Below are 16,499 nucleotides of genomic sequence, written 5' to 3'. Positions count from 1 at the left end.
TTTTTTGAAGAGCGCCCGAAGCGTCAGAAATTATGGCGCAAAGACAGGCCGATGCTGCGCGGGCGGGCGCGTTGCAGCGAGTCCGTGCTCAGCCCGCGCCCGGTCCAGATGATCGCCCGGCTGTCGGCCAGATTCTGCACGAAGAGGTCAATCTGCGAGGGGCCCCGGCGCAGACCCAGATCAACATCCAGCGTGGCATTGTCACCCATCGCCTGACGCGGCCCATCCGCGCTGCCGCGAAAACTGTCATAGGCGCGCCCGGCATAATGGGCGTTGAGCGAGGCCAGCAGCACCAGATTTCGCGCCACGGCATGATCCCAGGCGAGTTCGAAACTGGCGGCCAGCGGCGCCACATTGGGCAGCCGGTCCCCCCGCTTGCCCGGTGTGACGGCAATGGCATTGACCTGATCGCTGGCCAGCCGGGCGTCGGTCAGCGTGGCATCCAGTCGCGCCAGCAGATGCCGCCCGGGCTGCCAGTTGAGCGAAATCTCACCGCCATCGATCCGCGCGCTGCCGATGTTGGTGATGAAGGAATAGCTGCCATCGGTGGTGGTGGCCGCATATTGCATCCGCGACCACAGCTGATGATAGGCCGCGACATCGATGCGCAACCTGTCGCCATGGAGGCGCAGGCGCCCTCCCCCTTCCCAGCTGGTCAGGCGGTCGTCGCGATAGGCCGCCAGCGCCGGATCGAGCCCCGGCACCACATTGATCCCGCCGGGGCGAAAGCCGCTCGATATCTGGCCGAAGATCAGCAGGCGCTGATGAGGGCGTAGTTCGATCCGGGCGCGGCCCACCGCTCCATCCGCGCGATAGGTCTCCTGAAAGGAGGTGGCGGCAAAGGGCCCGGTGATGGGGTTAGGGATCGCCACGAACCCAGCAGCCTGCCGCCGATAATCGAAATAGCGCCCCCCTGCCGAGAGCGTCAGCCAGGGCCGCAAGTGCCAACTGCCGTCACCAAACAGAGCGAATTCATCAAGGCTGGTCTCAAAGCTCCGCGTGGCGGTGGGCGGCGTTCCTTCCACCACCAGCCCGCTGCCCGGATCGACCGGCAGAGCGGTGCTGCTGCCCGCATCATGGCGGCGGCTCAGAAAGGCGCCAAGCAGCCATGTCAGCCGCCCGCTGCCCGAAAGGCGCATCTCCGCACTGTTCACCCGCACGGTGAAGGGCTGCTCCAGCACGGCGGGGGTCTGGCTGTCGACATAAGAGGCGAAGGCTCCCATGTCCTGCGCGGAACAAGCGCCCTGATGAATCCACGCGGTGCAAGCCACAGCATCCCCGCGATGGCTGCTTTCCGAAGCCGAGAAATCCAGCCAGCGATCCGGCGCCCAGTCAAAATGCGCCAGCGACAGATTGAGCTGAAGCCCCCCGATCGTGCCGTTCACCTCCGCGCTGCCCAGCCACAGGCGGTCGGTGAAGGGGATGCGGGCCTGTGCCAAAGACTGGTCCAGCCCGGCGCCCACCGTGGCATTGGCAGCATCCGCGATGCGGCCCGCCTGATAGGCCCCCGTCAGATCGAGCCGCCATTGCGGTGCGGCCTGCCAGCGCAGGGCCAGCCGACCGCCGCTGCGCGTCTGACGGTCGATGTTGGAGCGGCCGAGGCCGGGGTTGTCGATCACCCCGCCTCTGGTCTCGCTCCACGCCACAGCGCGCAGGGCCAGCCGGTCGGCCAGCAGGGGGATGTTGGCCACCGCCGTCAGGGACCCGCCGGGGCCGCCGCCCTCGGTCAGCGCGGTGGAGGCCGTTACCGCGCCCTCGCGCCTGACCAGATCGGGCTGTTTGAACAGGATGCGTACCGTACCGGCCAGAGAATTCGTGCCGAACAGCGTGCCCTGAGGTCCGCGCAGAACCTCCACCCGGTCAACATCCACCAGCATCAGATCGGGCGTCATCAGGCCGGGATCGGTGGTCGAGCCGCCCGGCCCGGCCACCGGCACAGAGCCGTAATAGAGCCCCACCGTCGGCTCCCCGGCGGCATAGACGCCGCGCAGGGACAGGCGGTTCATCCCCGCGCCCATGGCCGTCAGGGTCAGGCTGGGGGCCAGCGCGGCCAGCGCCTGCATGCCGGTAGCCCGGCTACGCTCCAGTTCGTCGCCAGTCACCGCGATCATGCTGACCGGCGTATCGGCCAGACGCGTCGGGCGGCGCATGGCCGTCACCATGATATCGCCCGAGGCGATGGTGGCAGGCGGCAAGGGTTGGACAGGGGGATGCGGCGGGCGCAAGGGTGCGGCTTCGATCAGCAGCGCATGGGCACTGATGATCCGCACCCGCAGCCCGGTGCCCGCCAGCAGTTGGCGCAGCATCGCGGACGCATCACCTTTCAGATGCTGGCGCCCGGCGCCTCGCCCCGCCACCAGAGCCGGCGTGAAAAGGATCGTGGTCTGCGTCTCGCGCGCGACATGCCGCAGGGCATCGGCCAGAGACCCTCCATCGATCCGGACCGACGGACTTTGCCCCCCGGCCAGCGCGGGCGACGCATGCCAGCCACCGCCACCGATCATCGCCGCGGCAAGCATGCCGCGCAGCAAAAGGGATCGGGTGGTCAAAAAACGCATGGGCTGCTAACAGTGCCAAAAGCTAAAAGGCCTGAACAGCAGGCAATCGACGGAGGACCTCGGGGGACGGGGGTGGCGACAGGAAGCATCATAGCCAGCGGTTTCGAGCGCCAGATGGCGGCTTTACGCGCGTTTTTCGGGCGCCGACTGCGCAACCCGGTCGATGTGGACGATGCGGTGCAGGATGTCTGGCTGCGCAGTCACCGCCATCTGGCCAGCGGCGAGATCGACAACATCCCCGCCTATCTGTTCCAGACCGCGCAAAGCGTGCTGACCGACCGGGCTCGCCGCGCCGCCACCCGGCAGGAGGCCCGTCACGAAACTCTGGAGGATTTTCATCATCCCGTTGAGTGGATCACGCCCGAACGCGTCCTGATGGGGGAAGAAGCGGTGGAGAGGATCATCGCGCGGCTGGGCGACATGCCCGAACGCACGCGTGACATATTCGTCCTCCACCGTTTCGAGAACATCGGCTATGGCGAGATTGCAATGAGGATGAACATCTCGGTGAGTGCGGTCGAAAAGCACATGATGAAGGCGCTCAGGCTGCTGATGGACGAAAGGGCGTGACCCCTTCGGACCCGCAGCAGGATGGCGCGCGCGACCGTGCCATTGCCCGCTTTGCCGCCGCGCCGCGCGATGCCGATCCTGCATCGGACACGCCCGAGGATACCGCTGCCCTCAGGCAGGTGAGCAACGTCTGGCGCGATCTCGACGGCGTGGCCGAGCATCCCGCGGTCAAGGCGATGCGAGAGCAGGCGCTGGCCCGGCTTGAGGCTCAGGCTCCAGTGGAAACGGCGGCGGCCCCGCGCTGGCGTGTGCCGGTGATGGCCTCTCTGGCCGCCACGCTGGTGGCGGTGGTGGCGCTGGGGCTGATCTGGCGTCCGGCTCAAACGGTGGCCCCGGCGGATGATGGCCAGGTGATCGCCAATGGCCAGAGCCTGCCGCGCGATGTCGATCTGGCCGATGGCACACGCATCACGCTCGACAGCCATACCCAGCTGCATGTCAGCCGGGACGGGCGGCTGGCGCGGCTGGATTATGGCCGCGCCTTTTTCAACGTCCATCATGACGAGGCCCATCCCTTCGCGGTGAAGGTGGGCGATATGATGGTCAGCGATATCGGCACCCATTTCGAGATCGGGCAGGCGGGCGAAACCACCACCGTCACGCTGGTGGAGGGCAAGGTGCGGGTGACCCGCGCGGGCCTCTCAACCGATCTGACCCCCGGCAACCAGCTCAGGCTGAGCCATGGGCAGCAGACCGTCGCCACGCTGGATGCCGGGCGGCAGACACTATGGCAGTCAGGCATGATCAGCGCCGATGATGTGCCGGTGGCGCAGATTGTCGCCCAGTATAACCGCTACCTGCCCCAGCCCCTGCACCTCAAAGACCCGGCGACGGGGACTCTGCGGATCAGCGGAGAATTCCGGCTCGATGATCCGCAGGGTTTTCTGGATGCGGTGGCCGCGATGAACGGGCGCGCGCCTTAGGGCACTGGGTCATCAGCCGCCGGGGCAGGCGACGGCGGCCTTGTTCTCCACCAGACGGGCGTCCTGCAAGTCCATATCCAGACTGCCCTCCGTGCGCAGGGTCAGCAGCGGGCTGATGCTGTTGAAATCGGCCCCCTTGAAGCATGGCAGAGGGATCTCGAAATGATTGGCGCCTGCATGCAGCATCGGGCCGATCGGCAGGGAGATCCCGCCCACCACCAGTTGCACCGGCGCTGAGGGGGCCTGCGCCACATCCAGCGTAAGGCTGACCATCATCGAGCCATTGGCCTCTCGCGAGAGATCGGACGGGGTGGCCGCCGCGATGCTGATGCCGCCTGCGCTCTTGCCGTTCCATGTCAGATGGACGGCCTGGCGGTCGCGGGTGCCGGGGGCGGCGGTGATGGCGCCTGCGCTGGCCTGCTTGCCGGTGTAGGAGATGGGGGCCGCTCCGGCGGGTTCGAGCTTCAGGCCATAGCCATTCCAGAAGGTGCCCTTGGTGAAATAGACGCCGCGATCGCCATAGTTCACGGTGGCGACCACTTCGGGCAGCAGCGGTGTGCGGGCGGGGGTGGCATAGCTCAGGCCGAAGCCATAGGCGAATTGCGGGTCATAGTTCGGCTGACCGACATTGAGCGGCGTCTGGTCCGGGCGCCTGGGCCATGAGAAGCTGAGCTTACCCCGGAAATCATGGCGCGGCTTGCCATCCTTGCCCGCGATCAGGACATCGGCAAGGCCTTCGCCCTCGGAGCCCGGCAGGAAGGCGGCGACAAAGGCATCGGCCTGATTGATCTGCGGGTTCACATAGAGCGGCCTGCCGCTCAGCAGCACGGCCACGGTGGGCACGCCCCTGGCCTTCAGGGATTTCAGGAGCGCAAGGCTTTCGTTGTTGCCGTGGTGCAGGGCGACATCGGTCTGGTCGCCCATATATTCGGCATAGGGTGTCTCGCCGAAGACCACGATGGCGACATCGGGCTTGGTGGTGAAGGTGCCATCGGGAGAAAGGGTTGCGCTACCGCCTGCCGCTTCCACCGCCTGACGGATGCCGGTGTAGAGCGATGTGGCGCCGGGGAATTCAGCCGGCCCATTGTCATTGCCCTGCCATGAGAGCGTCCAGCCGCCGGCCTGCATGGCGATGTTGTCGGCGCCCTCACCCGCGACAAGGATATGCGCGTTGGGGCGGATCGGCAGCAGGGCGTGGTTGTTTTTCAGCAGCACCAAGGATTCCCGCACCGCCTCGCGCGCAACAGCGCGGTGGTCCGGCGTGCCGATGGGCTTCAGCGTGTTGGGGCGCTCATTCGGGCTCGGCTCATCCATGATCCCCGCGCGGAATTTCACGCGCAGCACGCGGCGCACGGCATCCTCCAGACGGGTCATCGGGATCTCGCCGGACCGCACCTCGCGGATCATATTGCCGTAGAGTGCTTTCCAGTCGGTGGGCACATTGAACACATCGACGCCTGCGTTGAAGGCGATCGAGCAATCCGACAGGGTGCAGCCCGGAATCTGCGAATGGGCGTTCCAGTCGCCGATGATCAGGCCATCGAAGCCCATGCGCATCTTGAGCACATCGGTCAGCAGCGCCTTGTTCTCATGCATCTTGACGCCATGCCAGCTGCTGTAGGAGGCCATCACCGTCTGCGCCCCCGCATCGATGGCCGAGACATAGCCCGCAGCATCGACCTTGCTCAACTCCTGTTCGGAGACCATCGAATTGCCCTGATCGCGGCCATTGTCGGTCGATCCGTCGCCGAGGAAATGCTTGGCGGTGGCCAGCACATGGTCCTTGTCGAGGAAGGTCGCGCCCTTGCCTTCCAGACCCTCCACGATGGCCCCGGCATATTGCGAGACGATCTTCGGGTCCTCGGAATAGCTCTCATAGGTGCGCCCCCAGCGGTCGTTGCGCGCCACGGCGATGGTGGGGGCAAAGGCCCAGTCCATGCCGGTGGAGCGCACCTCCGCCGCCGTCACCGCGCCGATGCGGCGCAGCAGGTCCGGGTCATGCGCGGCGCCAAGGCCGATGTTATGCGGGAACAGCGTCGCGCCCAGCACATTGTTATGACCATGCACCGCATCCGAGGCCCACATCAGCGGAATGCGCATGGCGTGGTTGGCGCGCGGATCGACCGAGGCCTGCCAATAGGACTGAATCATATCCGTCCAGTCCTTCAGCGCGGCATGCTTGTTGCCCTGCGGGAAGGAGCCGCCGCCATTCTCGATGCTGCCGATGTGATAGTCGCGCACCTCGTCAGGCGTGATCCAGCGGATTTCGGGCTGGAGCACCTGCCCCACCTTTTCTTCCAGAGTCATCTTGGCGATGATGGTGCCGATCTTGGCCTCCATTGCCGGATCGAGGCCGATGGGCGAACGCGCCTGAGGCCACAGCTCGGGATGGACCGCCATGGCGGCAGGACGAGGCGTCGGGGCCTCCGCATGGGCGCTACCAGCGCAAAGGGCCAGCACCAGAGCAAGACGGGACGCTATGCGGGCGGGGCTGCTGGCCATGTTCAACTCACTCTCCGGATGGGTGGGCCTGTCTGGCCCGTTCTGCTGCTCGCCTAACATGGGCCAATGCGGCTTGCCTAGAGCGTATGGCAACGTTGCCATACGAATTCGCGCACTCATTTTGGTGATCACCAGCGATTGCCTGAAACGCTGATCGTCGCTACCAATGGCAACGTTACCACTCAGGAGAATACCGCGTGAAACTGTCGAGATCACTGGGAGAGGCCGAAGCGCGCATCGCGCTCGACGCCTGCTTGCAAGAGCTGCGAACACGCGGCAATGACGCGGTGGTCGCGGTGGCCGACAATCACGGCGAGCTGATCGCGCTCTGGCGCACCGATGGCTGCGGGCTGGCGCCGATCGCCATCGCCCAGAACAAGGCCTATACTGCCGCGCGCCTTGGCCGCCCCACCGGCGATGTCGGGCGCGATACCAAGGCGAGCGGCGATGACGTTCACTACCACGGCGATGCGCGCTATGTCGGTTGGGATGGCGGCGTGCCGGTTCTTCATCAGGGCGCCTGCCTCGGCGCGGTCGCGATCAGCGGCCTGTCGGGCGAAGAGGACCTTGCCATTGCCGAAATCGGCGTTTCCGCCATTCTGAACGGACTGGATTGAACCTATGAAACCCCCTTATGCTGCTGCCCCCACCCGCTATGAAAGCATGCCTTACCGCCGCTGCGGTCGTTCGGGCCTGAAGCTGCCCGCCATTTCGCTGGGCCTGTGGCAGAATTTCGGCGGTGACGATGTGTTCGAGAATGGCCGCGCCATGCTGCGCCACGCCTTCGACAACGGCATCACCCATTTCGACCTCGCCAACAATTACGGCCCGCCCTACGGTTCCGCCGAGGAGAACTTTGGCCGGGTGATGGCCACCGACTTCCGCACGCATCGCGATGAGCTGGTGATCTCCACCAAGGCGGGCTGGGATATGTGGCCGGGGCCCTATGGCGACATCGGCGGTTCGCGCAAATATCTCATCGCCTCCTGCGATCAGAGCCTGAAGCGCATGGGCCTCGATTATGTCGACATCTTCTATTCGCACCGCGTCGATCCCGAAACGCCGCTGGAAGAGACCATGGGCGCGCTGGCCACGCTGCATCAGCAGGGCAAGGCGCTGTATGTCGGCATTTCCAGCTATTCGCCCGAACTGACGCGCAAGGCCGCCGCCATTCTGGCCGAGCACAAGGTGCCGCTGCTGATCCATCAGCCCAGCTATTCCATGCTCAACCGCTGGATCGAAGATGAGTTGCTCGACACGCTGGGCGATCTGGGCACCGGCTGCATCGCCTTCTCGCCGCTGGCGCAGGGGATGCTGTCGACCAAATATCTCAATGGCGTGCCCGAGGATGCCCGCGCGGCCAAGACCGGTTCCCTCAGCCAGTCGCTGATCACGCCCGACAACATCGAGCGGATCAAGGCGCTGAACGAGATCGCCAAGGGGCGTGGCCAGACTCTGGCGCAAATGGCCATCGCCTGGGTGCTGCGCGATCCGCGCGTGACCTCCGCTCTGGTGGGCGCCCGCACTGTGGAGCAGCTGTCCGATACGCTGCGCTCGCTCGACAGGCTGGATTTCAGCACCGAGGAACTGGCGCAGATCGACCGCCACGCGCAGGAAGGCAACATCGACCTCTGGAAGATCTCTTCCACGCTGTAAGCCACAGGCCGGACGGATTGCGCAGGCCATCCGTCCGGCTTGCCATCATGCCCTCATCAGCACATGAGGCTCACCCGCAAAGCCGCCCAAGGCCAAAATCGACTGGAAGGAATTTGATTTGGCCAAACCCACGATCGTCCAGGTCGCCCGGCTTGCCGGCGTTTCGAACAGCACCGTCTCCCGCTGCCTGAACCAGCCGGAGAATGTCGACAAGAAAACGCTGGCCCGCGTGCGCAAGGTGATCGAGGAGATCGGCTATCGCCCCAATCTGCTAGCCCAGAACTTCCGCCGGGGCCAAAGCGACATCGTGCTGGTGGTGGTCCACAATGTGGGCGCCAGCATCTTTTCCGACATTCTCGATGGCATCCGCAGCGTGCTGGGCAGCCGCTTCTCGGTCATCCTGATGGAATCGCGCGCTGAGGCGCAGGGCCATGCCAAATTCATCGATCTGCTGGTGGCCAAGCAGGTGGCGGGCGTGATCCTGCTTTGTGCATCCCCCACCTTCGATCCGAGGCTGATTGGCGGGTTCGATCACCAGCCGCGCCTGCCGGTGGTGATCGGGCTGGAGCCGGTCAGCGCCGATCTGGCCGATCTGCCCAGCGTGCATATCGACAATCACCGCGCCGCCTTCGATGCCACCACCCATCTGATCGACATGGGCCATCGCGAGATCGCCTTTGTCTCGGGCGAGAAAGGCTCGCTGATCACGCTCGACCGTGAGCGCGGCTTTGCCGATGCCATGGCGCAGGCGGGCTGCAGCGATCCCGCCGCGCGCATCCTGCATGGCGATCTGAGCATTCAGGGCGGCATGGCCGCCGCGCATCGCCTGCTGGGGCGCGGCGAACGGCCCACCGCCCTGTTCTGCGCCAATGACGATATCGCGCTGGGCGCCATGAGCGTGGCGGCGCAACTGGGCATTCGCGTGCCCGAAGACCTCTCCGTGATGGGCTTTGACGATACGATCTATGCCGCCACGGCCAACCCTCCGCTCTCCACCGTGGCGCAACCCACGCGGGAAGTGGGGGAACGCACCGCCAAACAGCTGCTGCATGCCATCGACCATCCTGAAGAAGGCGGGCATGGAACCGAAATCCTGCCGCACCGCCTGATCATCCGCAAAAGCACGGCGCCGCTCCGCCACAAGACCACATAAGCCTGGGGCAAGGGACAAGTATGACTGACACTCCGGACCATGGACCGCTGAAAGCGGATAACGAAGCACCCCGGAAGCGGGTCGCCCTGCGCCCGCGCCTCGCCTCCGATGCCGAGGCCCTGTTCCCCACCATGTCCGATCCGGAGATGATGCGATGGTGGTCGCGCGCGCCCTTCGAGACTGTCGAGGAGCTGCACGCCTATTTCGCCCCCGACGATGGTTCGAGCTGGCGCTCATGGGCGATTGTCAGGGCCGGAGACGATCAGGCCATCGGCTTCGTGGCCTCTGGCCAGAAGCGCGAGGGCGTGGCCGAAATCGGCTATCTTCTGGCCAAAGACGCACAGGGCCGGGGCTATGCCAGAGAGGCCCTCACCCTGCTGATCCACCAACTGTTCGCCGAGGGCCAAAGGCGGATCTTCGCCGATGTCGATCCGGACAATCAGCCCTCGATTGCGCTGCTCAATGCGCTGGGCTTCACCCGGGAAGGGTGCCTGCGGGCCGAATGGTCCACGCATATCGGCCTGCGGGATTCGTTGATCTATGGCCTGCTGGCCGAGGAATGGTCAGCCCGGAACGGCATGCCGGCCAAGGCTGAAGGATCGCTGGGCAAGGCCCGCGCCCCGGCAGGCTCGCCATTGGCCTGAAGGAGGTAAGCCAGCACGTCGGCATTGTCCTGAGCGCTCAGCGATCCGGGCGCGAATTCCGGCATGGCGCGGTGCAGGTAATCGGCAAGGCTGGCCAGCGTGCTGCCCGACCAGTTGCGGGCAAAGCGCCCCACCAGCGGCGGCGTATCGAAATCGCCGCCCAGATCCTCCTTGTGGCACATGGCGCAGGCTTGCGCATAGACCTGCGCGCCATGCGCCGCCTGCTCCGCCGTATAGCGCCCCGGCGCCTGTGGCAGGGATGCGGCGCTCGACATCGATCCCGCCGCCGCCAGCCCGGCCACAGCGGCGAGCATCATCATCGCACTCTTACGCATGATCCGTGCCCCTTCCACGCTCATCCGATCCTGAAGCCCATGAAGGCCTTGCGGATCACCTCCACACCGGCCTCGCTTTCGGCGCGGTCGGGCAGTTCATTGCTGTCGCCCACTCCTTCCATATCGCCCAGACCGGGGCGAAACGCCTGGATCATCAGCCCATCCGCCTTCGACAAAGCCGAGACGTTGTTGATGTAAAGGCCATAATGCACCTCGGGCTGAGGGATCAGCCAGGCGGTCTGGCCGCGCACCGGGATCAGCTTGCTGTCACGCCACAGATCGCGCGCGGCATAGCCGGGGCAGTTGATCACGACCTTTTCCTTCAGCTGCGCCAGCTCGCCGGGCTCGTGAAATTCACGGATCTCGATCTTCCCGCCGTTCTCCAGAAACTCCTGCATCAAATAATGGCCATAGGTGGAGAAGTTGAAGAACATGTTCGAACTGCGCCGCACATAGGGCGCGGCAAAAGGCGCGCTGCCGGGCGCCAGCACCTCATGGCCGGGCGTGATATCGGCGATCCGCTCGCCATAGCTGGCGAATTCGCTGCTGTCCTGAGGCATGCCGGTGGAGGCATAATTGCCCTTGCCGGGCGGCGGGGCTTCCTCCTCTTCGCCATGGGAGGTGAAGGGCTCATCGCTCAGGCGATACTGGTCAGCGAAATCGACGGGATTGCCGGGCAGGCCCAGATAGGCGCGGAAACTCTTCCATGAAAAACGCGCCATCCTCTCCCACAGCGCGCCGAAGGCCTCCCCGGCGGGCTGGGTCAAAGCGATGCGCGAATCCGGCGTCCAGCTGCCATTGGCCCGCACTGAACGGGTGCGCGAAAACACCTCCCTGGTGTAGATCGTGACCTGCATCCCCGCACGCTGCGCCATCACTGCCGAGGTCAGGCCGATGATGCCGCAGCCCACCACCGCCACCCGGTCCGGCAGGGCCGAGGCCGCTTTGCCCACCGCCACCTCCGCCGATCCCCACGACAGTGACCAGCCGCTGCCGCCATGGCCATAATTGTGGATCACCAGCGTATCGCCCAGCATCTCGGTGTCCAGCCTCGGCCCCTGAGGACGGAATGGCCGCAGACAGACCTTGATATCGATGATGCGATCCACGCTGGCCCGCATCGGCACAATGCCGGGCGAGGCCCCGATGATGCGCGAGGTGACCGCCGCCCCACGCCCGGGGCTCATACAGCCTGAAAGCGAGACCAGCCCGCCAGCGGCCAGCGAATGGCCCAGAAGGCGGCGGCGATCGAAAGGCCTGTCGAAACTCATCGGCTCCCTGCTTTCCTGGGGGACGGCTCCCCATGCTCCGGCATGCCCCCGAAAACTGACGGGCGCAAGCTGACGAGCCAACCATCCCTTTTATCATATGCTTACAGACAGGCCGCCGCTGCGCAATGCGCAAAATCGGCCACCGCGCTGCAGAGCCATGGACGCGGCGCGGGTCAGCCCCTATCTGCGGCTATCGTAAGGATTTGATGAGAAAACCATGCCATGGTCGCGGTGGTTAACCTCAGGCTTGGTGAAAATGCAGATGAGAAGGTGGTTGCCTGCCCTGACAGCCCTGCTGACGGCGATCGCCTGCTGCGTGCTGGCCGCCGCGCCTGCCTCGGCCTCATCGCGCATTCTGGGGCATGATCTGTGTCATGCGGTGACGCCCGCCACCGAAGCGCACCTTCCCGCCTTCCAGTGCCGCGGCAAGCCCGAAAACTACCAGCATGCCAGCCTGTGGCTGCGCGCCGACCTGACCGCGCCGGGCATCGATCGCCATGATCTGACACTGATGATGCACAACTCCCGCTTCGACCGGCTGCGCGTGGGCTTTCTCTACACCGACGGGCAGCTCCACTGGCAGCAGATCGCCACCGGCCAGTTCGGCGCGCATTGGCGCGCGGGCGGCCAGATCGTGTTCAGCGCGCCGCATCGCGATGCCCCTCTGCAGGCCATGATCCTGCGTTTCGACCGCCTGACCCATCTGGAATTCCTGCGTCTGCGCCTGCTGGGCGGTGATGAGGCCAGCCAGCAGGCCACCGTTCTGGCGACAGCGGTCGGCGGCGCCTTGCTGCTGCTTCTGCTGGGGGCGATCTACAATGCCTCGCTGGCGGTGGCGGTGCGGCGCCAGTTTCCGGCATGGCAGGCCGCATGGGCCGCCTGCATGGTGGTGTGGGGCCTGTTCTGGTCGCAGCTGGTCCTGCTGATCTCCCCCGATCTGGCCGGAGCGCCCTGCGCGCAGATCTGCACGGCGCTGTCCTGTCTGGCGATCACGCTGGCAACGCAGAGCGCGGTCACCGCCCTGTCTCGCCCCCACCTGCCCGCCTTGCCGCGCCACATCACCACGGCGCTGGGGCTGGCCGTGGGCGTGATCGGCGTGCCGCTCAGCCTGATGCGCAGCGGCTCGATCACCTTCTGGGCCATGGTGCTCGACACGCTGACCCTCTCCACCCTGCTGGCGGTGGCGGTCTGCCTGACGCTGGCATGGCGCCGGGGCAGCGGCGAGGCCCGCGCCTTTGCCGGGGCATGGATCGTGCCGATGGTGGCACTGGCCAGCACGCAGTTCCTCGATATGGACAGTTTGCTCTGGGGCGGCGGGGCACAGATGCTGGTGCTGCTGGCGGCGGCCTGGCAGACGCTGTGGCTGTCCGTGGCGGCAACACATCGCTTCACCCGCATCCGGCTGGAGCGCGACCGGGCGCGTCAGGCAGCAGCCTCGGCGCAGGATCTGGCCCGGCGCGATCCGCTGACCGGGCTGCGCAACCGCCGCGGGCTGATCGAAGCCGCCGAGACCATGCTGGACGCCGCCCGCACGCAGGGCAGCCCGCTGGCGCTGCTGCTGCTCGATGTCGACAAGTTTAAAGTTATCAACGACACGCACGGCCATGAGGCTGGCGATCAGGTCCTTTGCACGCTGGCCCGGCGGCTGGAGCGCTGGGATGGCGCGGTCTGCACCGTGGCGCGTTTCGGCGGCGAGGAGTTCGCCGCGCTGGTGGCGGGGCTTTCCGGCCTGCCTCTGCTGCAATTTGCCGAGACCATGCGCGAAGGCATCGCCCAATGCGATCATGGCGCGCTGGGCATGGTGACCGTCAGCGTGGGTCTGGCCGAGGCAAAAGCCGATGCGGGGGCCGAGGCGCCAGGCACTTTCCAGAGCCTCTACCGGCTGGCCGATGAGGCGCTTTATCAGGCCAAGCGGCAGGGGCGTAATCGTGTCGTTGTGGCGCAAGTCCCAGATGTCCCGCCAGAGATGGAGCGGCAGCTGATCCTCTCGTAACGGCCTCTCCACAGCCGCCATACACCGGCGGCTTGGCGCGCTGCCCGGCGCGTGCCATGGTCCGGGCATGATCACCCTCCCCCGTACCGATCGTCGCAAGCTCATCCTTGGCACAGGCGCGCTGGCGCTCTCCACACTGCTGCCCGCCCGCCTCCTTGCCGAGATCGACACCAGCGATCTCAGCGACATCACGCGGGGCATCACCCCCATCTCCACCGCCGAGCGCGAGGGCCGGATCGAACGCGCCCGCCAGCTGATGCGCGACCATCAGATCGATGCCATCCTGATCGAGCCCGGCGCCAGCATGGTCTATTTCACCGGCGTGGAATGGTGGCGCAGCGAAAGGCTCACAGCCGCGCTGCTGTTCCAGAAGGGCGATGCCGTGATCGTCACCCCCTTCTTCGAGGAACCCTCTGTCCATGAGACTTTGGCCATCCCCGCCCAGATCCGTGTCTGGCAGGAGGATGAGGACCCGATCGCCCTGATCGCCGGCGCCCTGAAGGAGCGGGGCCTGACCCATGGCACCGTGGGCATCGAGGAAACGGTGCGCTTTTTCGCCAGCGACGGGCTTGGCAAGCTGGCCCCCGGCATCACGCGGGTTTCGGCCAATCCGGTGGTGCGCGGCTGCCGCATGATCAAGACCCCTGCCGAAATCGCGCTGATGACCAAGGCGACCGAGGTGACCATCGCCGCCTATCGCTGGGTTTTGCCGCGCATCAGGGAGGGCATGGGGCCCCATGAGATCGGCGCGCTGATGAATGCCGCCACGGTCAAGCTGGGCGGCAAGCCGGAGTTCGCTCTGGTGCTGCTGGGCGAGGCCGCCGCCTACCCCCATGGCTCGCACCAGCCGCAACGGGTGCGCGAGGGCGAGGTGGTGCTGATGGACTGCGGCTGCACCGTGCAGGGCTATCAGTCGGACATTTCGCGCACCTTCGTGCCCGGCAAGGCCCCGCCAGAGGTGCGCCGCGTGTGGGAGACCGTTCACGAGGGCCAGCAGGTGGCCTTCCGCACCGCCCGCCTTGGCCTGCCCGCCGGGCAGATCGACGATGCCGTGCGTGCCTATTACGAAAAGCAGGGCTTTGGGCCCCGTTACCGCCTGCCGGGCCTGTCGCATCGCACCGGCCATGGCATCGGGCTTGACGGGCATGAGCCGGTCAACCTCGTTCACAATGAGGCGACGCCGCTGGCGCCCGGCATGTGTTTCTCCAACGAGCCCGGCCTCTATCTGCCCGGCAAGTTCGGGGTGCGGCTGGAGGATTGCTTCCATATGACGGAAAGCGGCCCCGCATGGTTTTCCACGCCGCCGCTCTCGCTGGAGCAGCCGGTCTAGCAACGCCCCTGCGCGACTGTCACGCACGCTTCACGCTTCTCGACTAGCTCCTTGCCGACTCCGCTTGGAGTGCGGCAGGGAGGCGGACATTGTTGAGGCCAGAACAGGCATGTCGGCGTCCCTTGGGGGGCGTGGCGCGGTGAATGAGATCAGCTCTATTGCGATGCGCCCTCATGCCGAGCGCGATGACGCAGACCTGCATCAGGCGCTGCTGCAGTTCGTCGGCGGGCGGCTGAGGCATCAAGCCGATGGCGAGGATATCGTTCAGGAAACCTGGCTGCGGCTCTATGATTATCGCCAGAAGCGCAGCGTCGCCAATGTGGGGGCCTTCTGCTTCAAGGTGGCGCGCAATCTGGTGCATGACTATTTCCGCGCCCGCCGCGCCATGCCCGCGGCCGAAGAGATCAGCGAGGAGATCGCCTGCCCCCAGCCCCGGATCGAGACCGTGCTGGATTACCGTCAGCGTGTCGAGATTCTGGTCAGCGCGCTGCGGGTGATGCCGCCACTGCGGCGTGAGGTCTTTCTGCGCCGCCGTCTCGACGGCATTGCCAGCAAGACCATCGCCGAGGATCTGGGGCTGAGCGTGGCGGCCATCGAAAAGCATTGCACCCGCGCCCTTGCCGATCTGCGCGCGGCGCTGGAAAAGCGCGGCCTGCCCGGTGGAGCCCGGCCATGACCCGCCGCGCCACCCTGCAACACGCCGAGGCCACGCTTGACGATCCCGCGCTGGGCGAGGCGCTGGCTCAGGCCGCCGCCTTCGGTCGGCTGTCCAACGATGACATTCGGGCGATGCGTGAAACGCGCCGCCGCAAGCTGGCCGCCGGCGTGACAGCAGCACTGGCCCTGGCGGTGGGTGTCGGCCTGTGGCAGCAGGGCGGGATCGCGCCCGAAGCGTCCCTCACCGAGCATTATGAAACGCAGCGCGGGCAGAAGCTCAGCGTGCATCTGGCCGATGGCTCGACGCTGCAGCTGGATGGCGCGACCAGCCTCGATGTCACGCTGGGCAAGGACCAGCGCCACGCCGTGCTGCAGAAGGGCGAGGCCTATTTCGACATCGCCCATCAGCCCACGCGCCCCTTCACCGTGGAGGCGGGCGGATCGCGCACGCAGGTGCTGGGTACGGCCTTCGACATCGATCTGGCGCATCGCGATGTGAAGCTGGCGGTCTATCGCGGCGCGGTGCGCTTCGGCAGTCAGGCCTCCAAGCAGGGCGTGACCGTGCGCGCGGGCTGGCGATCGCATCTCACCAATGGCATTGCCAGCGATCCCACCCCCTTCGATGCCAGACAGCAGGATTGGCGGCAGGACTGGCTCGACACCGATGAGATGCGGCTGGGCGATCTGGTCGAGACGCTGAACCGGCGCGGCGGCACGGTGATTGCAGCGCCGCCCCCCGCGCTGGCCGACCAGATGCTGACGGGCCGCTTCAAGCTCGACAGTTCCGAGCAATTGCCGGGCGCCATCGGCAGTGTTTATGGCTTCACGCTGGAACATCAGGGGCAAAATCTGCGCCTTGTGCCCACGGCTGACAGCGACACAAAAACGTCATCCAGATGACGCGGTT

14 protein-coding genes are annotated in these 16,499 nt (G+C 66.1%); 10 read left to right on the top strand and 4 right to left on the bottom strand.

Annotation, left to right across the window (positions count from 1 at the left end; all coding sequences use genetic code 11):
- Nucleotides 1-23 precede the first annotated feature (23 nt).
- On the bottom strand, nucleotides 24-2,558 hold the full coding sequence (locus HGK27_RS28510) for a TonB-dependent receptor domain-containing protein (RefSeq protein WP_206244170.1): 2,535 nt from the start codon (nucleotides 2,556-2,558) through the stop codon (nucleotides 24-26).
- A 72-nt stretch (nucleotides 2,559-2,630) separates the two neighbouring features.
- Here HGK27_RS28510 and HGK27_RS28505 point away from each other — a divergent pair, with 72 nt between their 5' ends.
- On the top strand, nucleotides 2,631-3,128 hold the full coding sequence (locus HGK27_RS28505) for an RNA polymerase sigma factor (RefSeq protein WP_241127563.1): 498 nt from the start codon (nucleotides 2,631-2,633) through the stop codon (nucleotides 3,126-3,128).
- On the top strand, nucleotides 3,125-4,051 hold the full coding sequence (locus tag HGK27_RS28500) for a FecR family protein (RefSeq protein WP_206244169.1): 927 nt from the start codon (nucleotides 3,125-3,127) through the stop codon (nucleotides 4,049-4,051). Before HGK27_RS28505 ends, HGK27_RS28500 begins: the two co-directional genes overlap by 4 nt.
- Before the next feature lie 12 nt (nucleotides 4,052-4,063).
- Here HGK27_RS28500 and HGK27_RS28495 read toward each other — a convergent pair whose 3' ends face one another.
- Nucleotides 4,064-6,553: a glycoside hydrolase family 3 protein gene (locus HGK27_RS28495; protein ID WP_206244168.1), complete on the bottom strand. Its 2,490-nt coding sequence runs from the start codon at nucleotides 6,551-6,553 to the stop codon at nucleotides 4,064-4,066.
- A 197-nt stretch (nucleotides 6,554-6,750) separates the two neighbouring features.
- Between HGK27_RS28495 and HGK27_RS28490 the strand changes: the two genes are divergently transcribed.
- The 4 genes from HGK27_RS28490 (at nucleotide 6,751) to HGK27_RS28475 (ending at nucleotide 10,006) form a co-directional block, all read left to right on the top strand.
- Nucleotides 6,751-7,170, top strand: a complete 420-nt coding sequence (locus tag HGK27_RS28490) for a GlcG/HbpS family heme-binding protein (protein ID WP_206244167.1) — start codon at nucleotides 6,751-6,753, stop codon at nucleotides 7,168-7,170.
- A gap of 4 nt (nucleotides 7,171-7,174) precedes the next feature.
- Nucleotides 7,175-8,209, top strand: a complete 1,035-nt coding sequence (gene mgrA, locus HGK27_RS28485; protein ID WP_206244166.1) for an L-glyceraldehyde 3-phosphate reductase — start codon at nucleotides 7,175-7,177, stop codon at nucleotides 8,207-8,209.
- A gap of 118 nt (nucleotides 8,210-8,327) precedes the next feature.
- Nucleotides 8,328-9,362 (top strand): LacI family DNA-binding transcriptional regulator, encoded by a 1,035-nt coding sequence (locus tag HGK27_RS28480; protein ID WP_206244165.1) that lies wholly within the window; start codon nucleotides 8,328-8,330, stop codon nucleotides 9,360-9,362.
- A gap of 20 nt (nucleotides 9,363-9,382) precedes the next feature.
- Nucleotides 9,383-10,006 carry a GNAT family N-acetyltransferase gene (locus HGK27_RS28475; protein WP_206244164.1) on the top strand — a complete coding sequence of 208 codons (624 nt, stop codon included), beginning with the start codon at nucleotides 9,383-9,385 and terminating at the stop codon, nucleotides 10,004-10,006.
- Here HGK27_RS28475 and HGK27_RS28470 read toward each other — a convergent pair.
- Nucleotides 9,901-10,341 (bottom strand): c-type cytochrome, encoded by a 441-nt coding sequence (locus HGK27_RS28470; RefSeq protein ID WP_206244163.1) that lies wholly within the window; start codon nucleotides 10,339-10,341, stop codon nucleotides 9,901-9,903. The genes HGK27_RS28475 and HGK27_RS28470 overlap by 106 nt on opposite strands.
- 20 nt (nucleotides 10,342-10,361) lie before the next feature.
- Nucleotides 10,362-11,612: an FAD-dependent oxidoreductase gene (locus HGK27_RS28465; RefSeq protein ID WP_206244162.1), complete on the bottom strand. Its 1,251-nt coding sequence runs from the start codon at nucleotides 11,610-11,612 to the stop codon at nucleotides 10,362-10,364.
- 274 nt (nucleotides 11,613-11,886) lie between these two features.
- Here HGK27_RS28465 and HGK27_RS28460 point away from each other — a divergent pair, with 274 nt between their 5' ends.
- From HGK27_RS28460 to HGK27_RS28445, 4 genes are all read left to right on the top strand, one after another.
- Nucleotides 11,887-13,605, top strand: coding sequence for a GGDEF domain-containing protein (locus HGK27_RS28460; protein WP_241127562.1), 1,719 nt, complete (start codon nucleotides 11,887-11,889; stop codon nucleotides 13,603-13,605).
- 67 nt (nucleotides 13,606-13,672) lie between these two features.
- Entirely contained in the window at nucleotides 13,673-14,935 is a 1,263-nt protein-coding gene (locus HGK27_RS28455; RefSeq protein ID WP_206244161.1) for a M24 family metallopeptidase, read from the top strand.
- Nucleotides 14,936-15,044: 109 nt separating this feature from the next.
- The gene (locus HGK27_RS28450) at nucleotides 15,045-15,611 is read left to right on the top strand and encodes an RNA polymerase sigma factor (protein WP_206244160.1); all 567 of its coding nucleotides are present in this window, start codon (nucleotides 15,045-15,047) and stop codon (nucleotides 15,609-15,611) included.
- On the top strand, nucleotides 15,608-16,492 hold the full coding sequence (locus HGK27_RS28445) for a FecR family protein (RefSeq protein WP_206244159.1): 885 nt from the start codon (nucleotides 15,608-15,610) through the stop codon (nucleotides 16,490-16,492). Before HGK27_RS28450 ends, HGK27_RS28445 begins: the two co-directional genes overlap by 4 nt.
- Nucleotides 16,493-16,499: the final 7 nt, after the last annotated feature.

It is taken from the genome of Novosphingobium terrae, from assembly GCF_017163935.1.
GTDB classification, from domain to species: Bacteria; Pseudomonadota; Alphaproteobacteria; order Sphingomonadales; family Sphingomonadaceae; genus Novosphingobium; species Novosphingobium terrae.
The sequence above is the reverse complement of the archived record's forward strand: the minus strand, read 5'-3'. Positions and strand labels throughout refer to the sequence as shown.

Excerpts from the sequence above, each read along its gene's own strand:
- HGK27_RS28475 (WP_206244164.1), top strand. The coding sequence starts at position 9,383 with ATGACTGACACTCCGGACCATGGACCGCTGAAAGCGGATAACGAAGCA.
- mgrA (WP_206244166.1), top strand. The coding sequence starts at position 7,175 with ATGAAACCCCCTTATGCTGCTGCCCCCACCCGCTATGAAAGCATGCCT.
- HGK27_RS28450 (WP_206244160.1), top strand. The coding sequence starts at position 15,045 with ATGTCGGCGTCCCTTGGGGGGCGTGGCGCGGTGAATGAGATCAGCTCT.
- HGK27_RS28445 (WP_206244159.1), top strand. The coding sequence starts at position 15,608 with ATGACCCGCCGCGCCACCCTGCAACACGCCGAGGCCACGCTTGACGAT.
- HGK27_RS28455 (WP_206244161.1), top strand. The coding sequence starts at position 13,673 with ATGATCACCCTCCCCCGTACCGATCGTCGCAAGCTCATCCTTGGCACA.
- HGK27_RS28465 (WP_206244162.1), bottom strand. The coding sequence starts at position 11,612 with ATGAGTTTCGACAGGCCTTTCGATCGCCGCCGCCTTCTGGGCCATTCG.
- HGK27_RS28510 (WP_206244170.1), bottom strand. The coding sequence starts at position 2,558 with ATGCGTTTTTTGACCACCCGATCCCTTTTGCTGCGCGGCATGCTTGCC.
- HGK27_RS28495 (WP_206244168.1), bottom strand. The coding sequence starts at position 6,553 with ATGGCCAGCAGCCCCGCCCGCATAGCGTCCCGTCTTGCTCTGGTGCTG.
- HGK27_RS28470 (WP_206244163.1), bottom strand. The coding sequence starts at position 10,341 with ATGCGTAAGAGTGCGATGATGATGCTCGCCGCTGTGGCCGGGCTGGCG.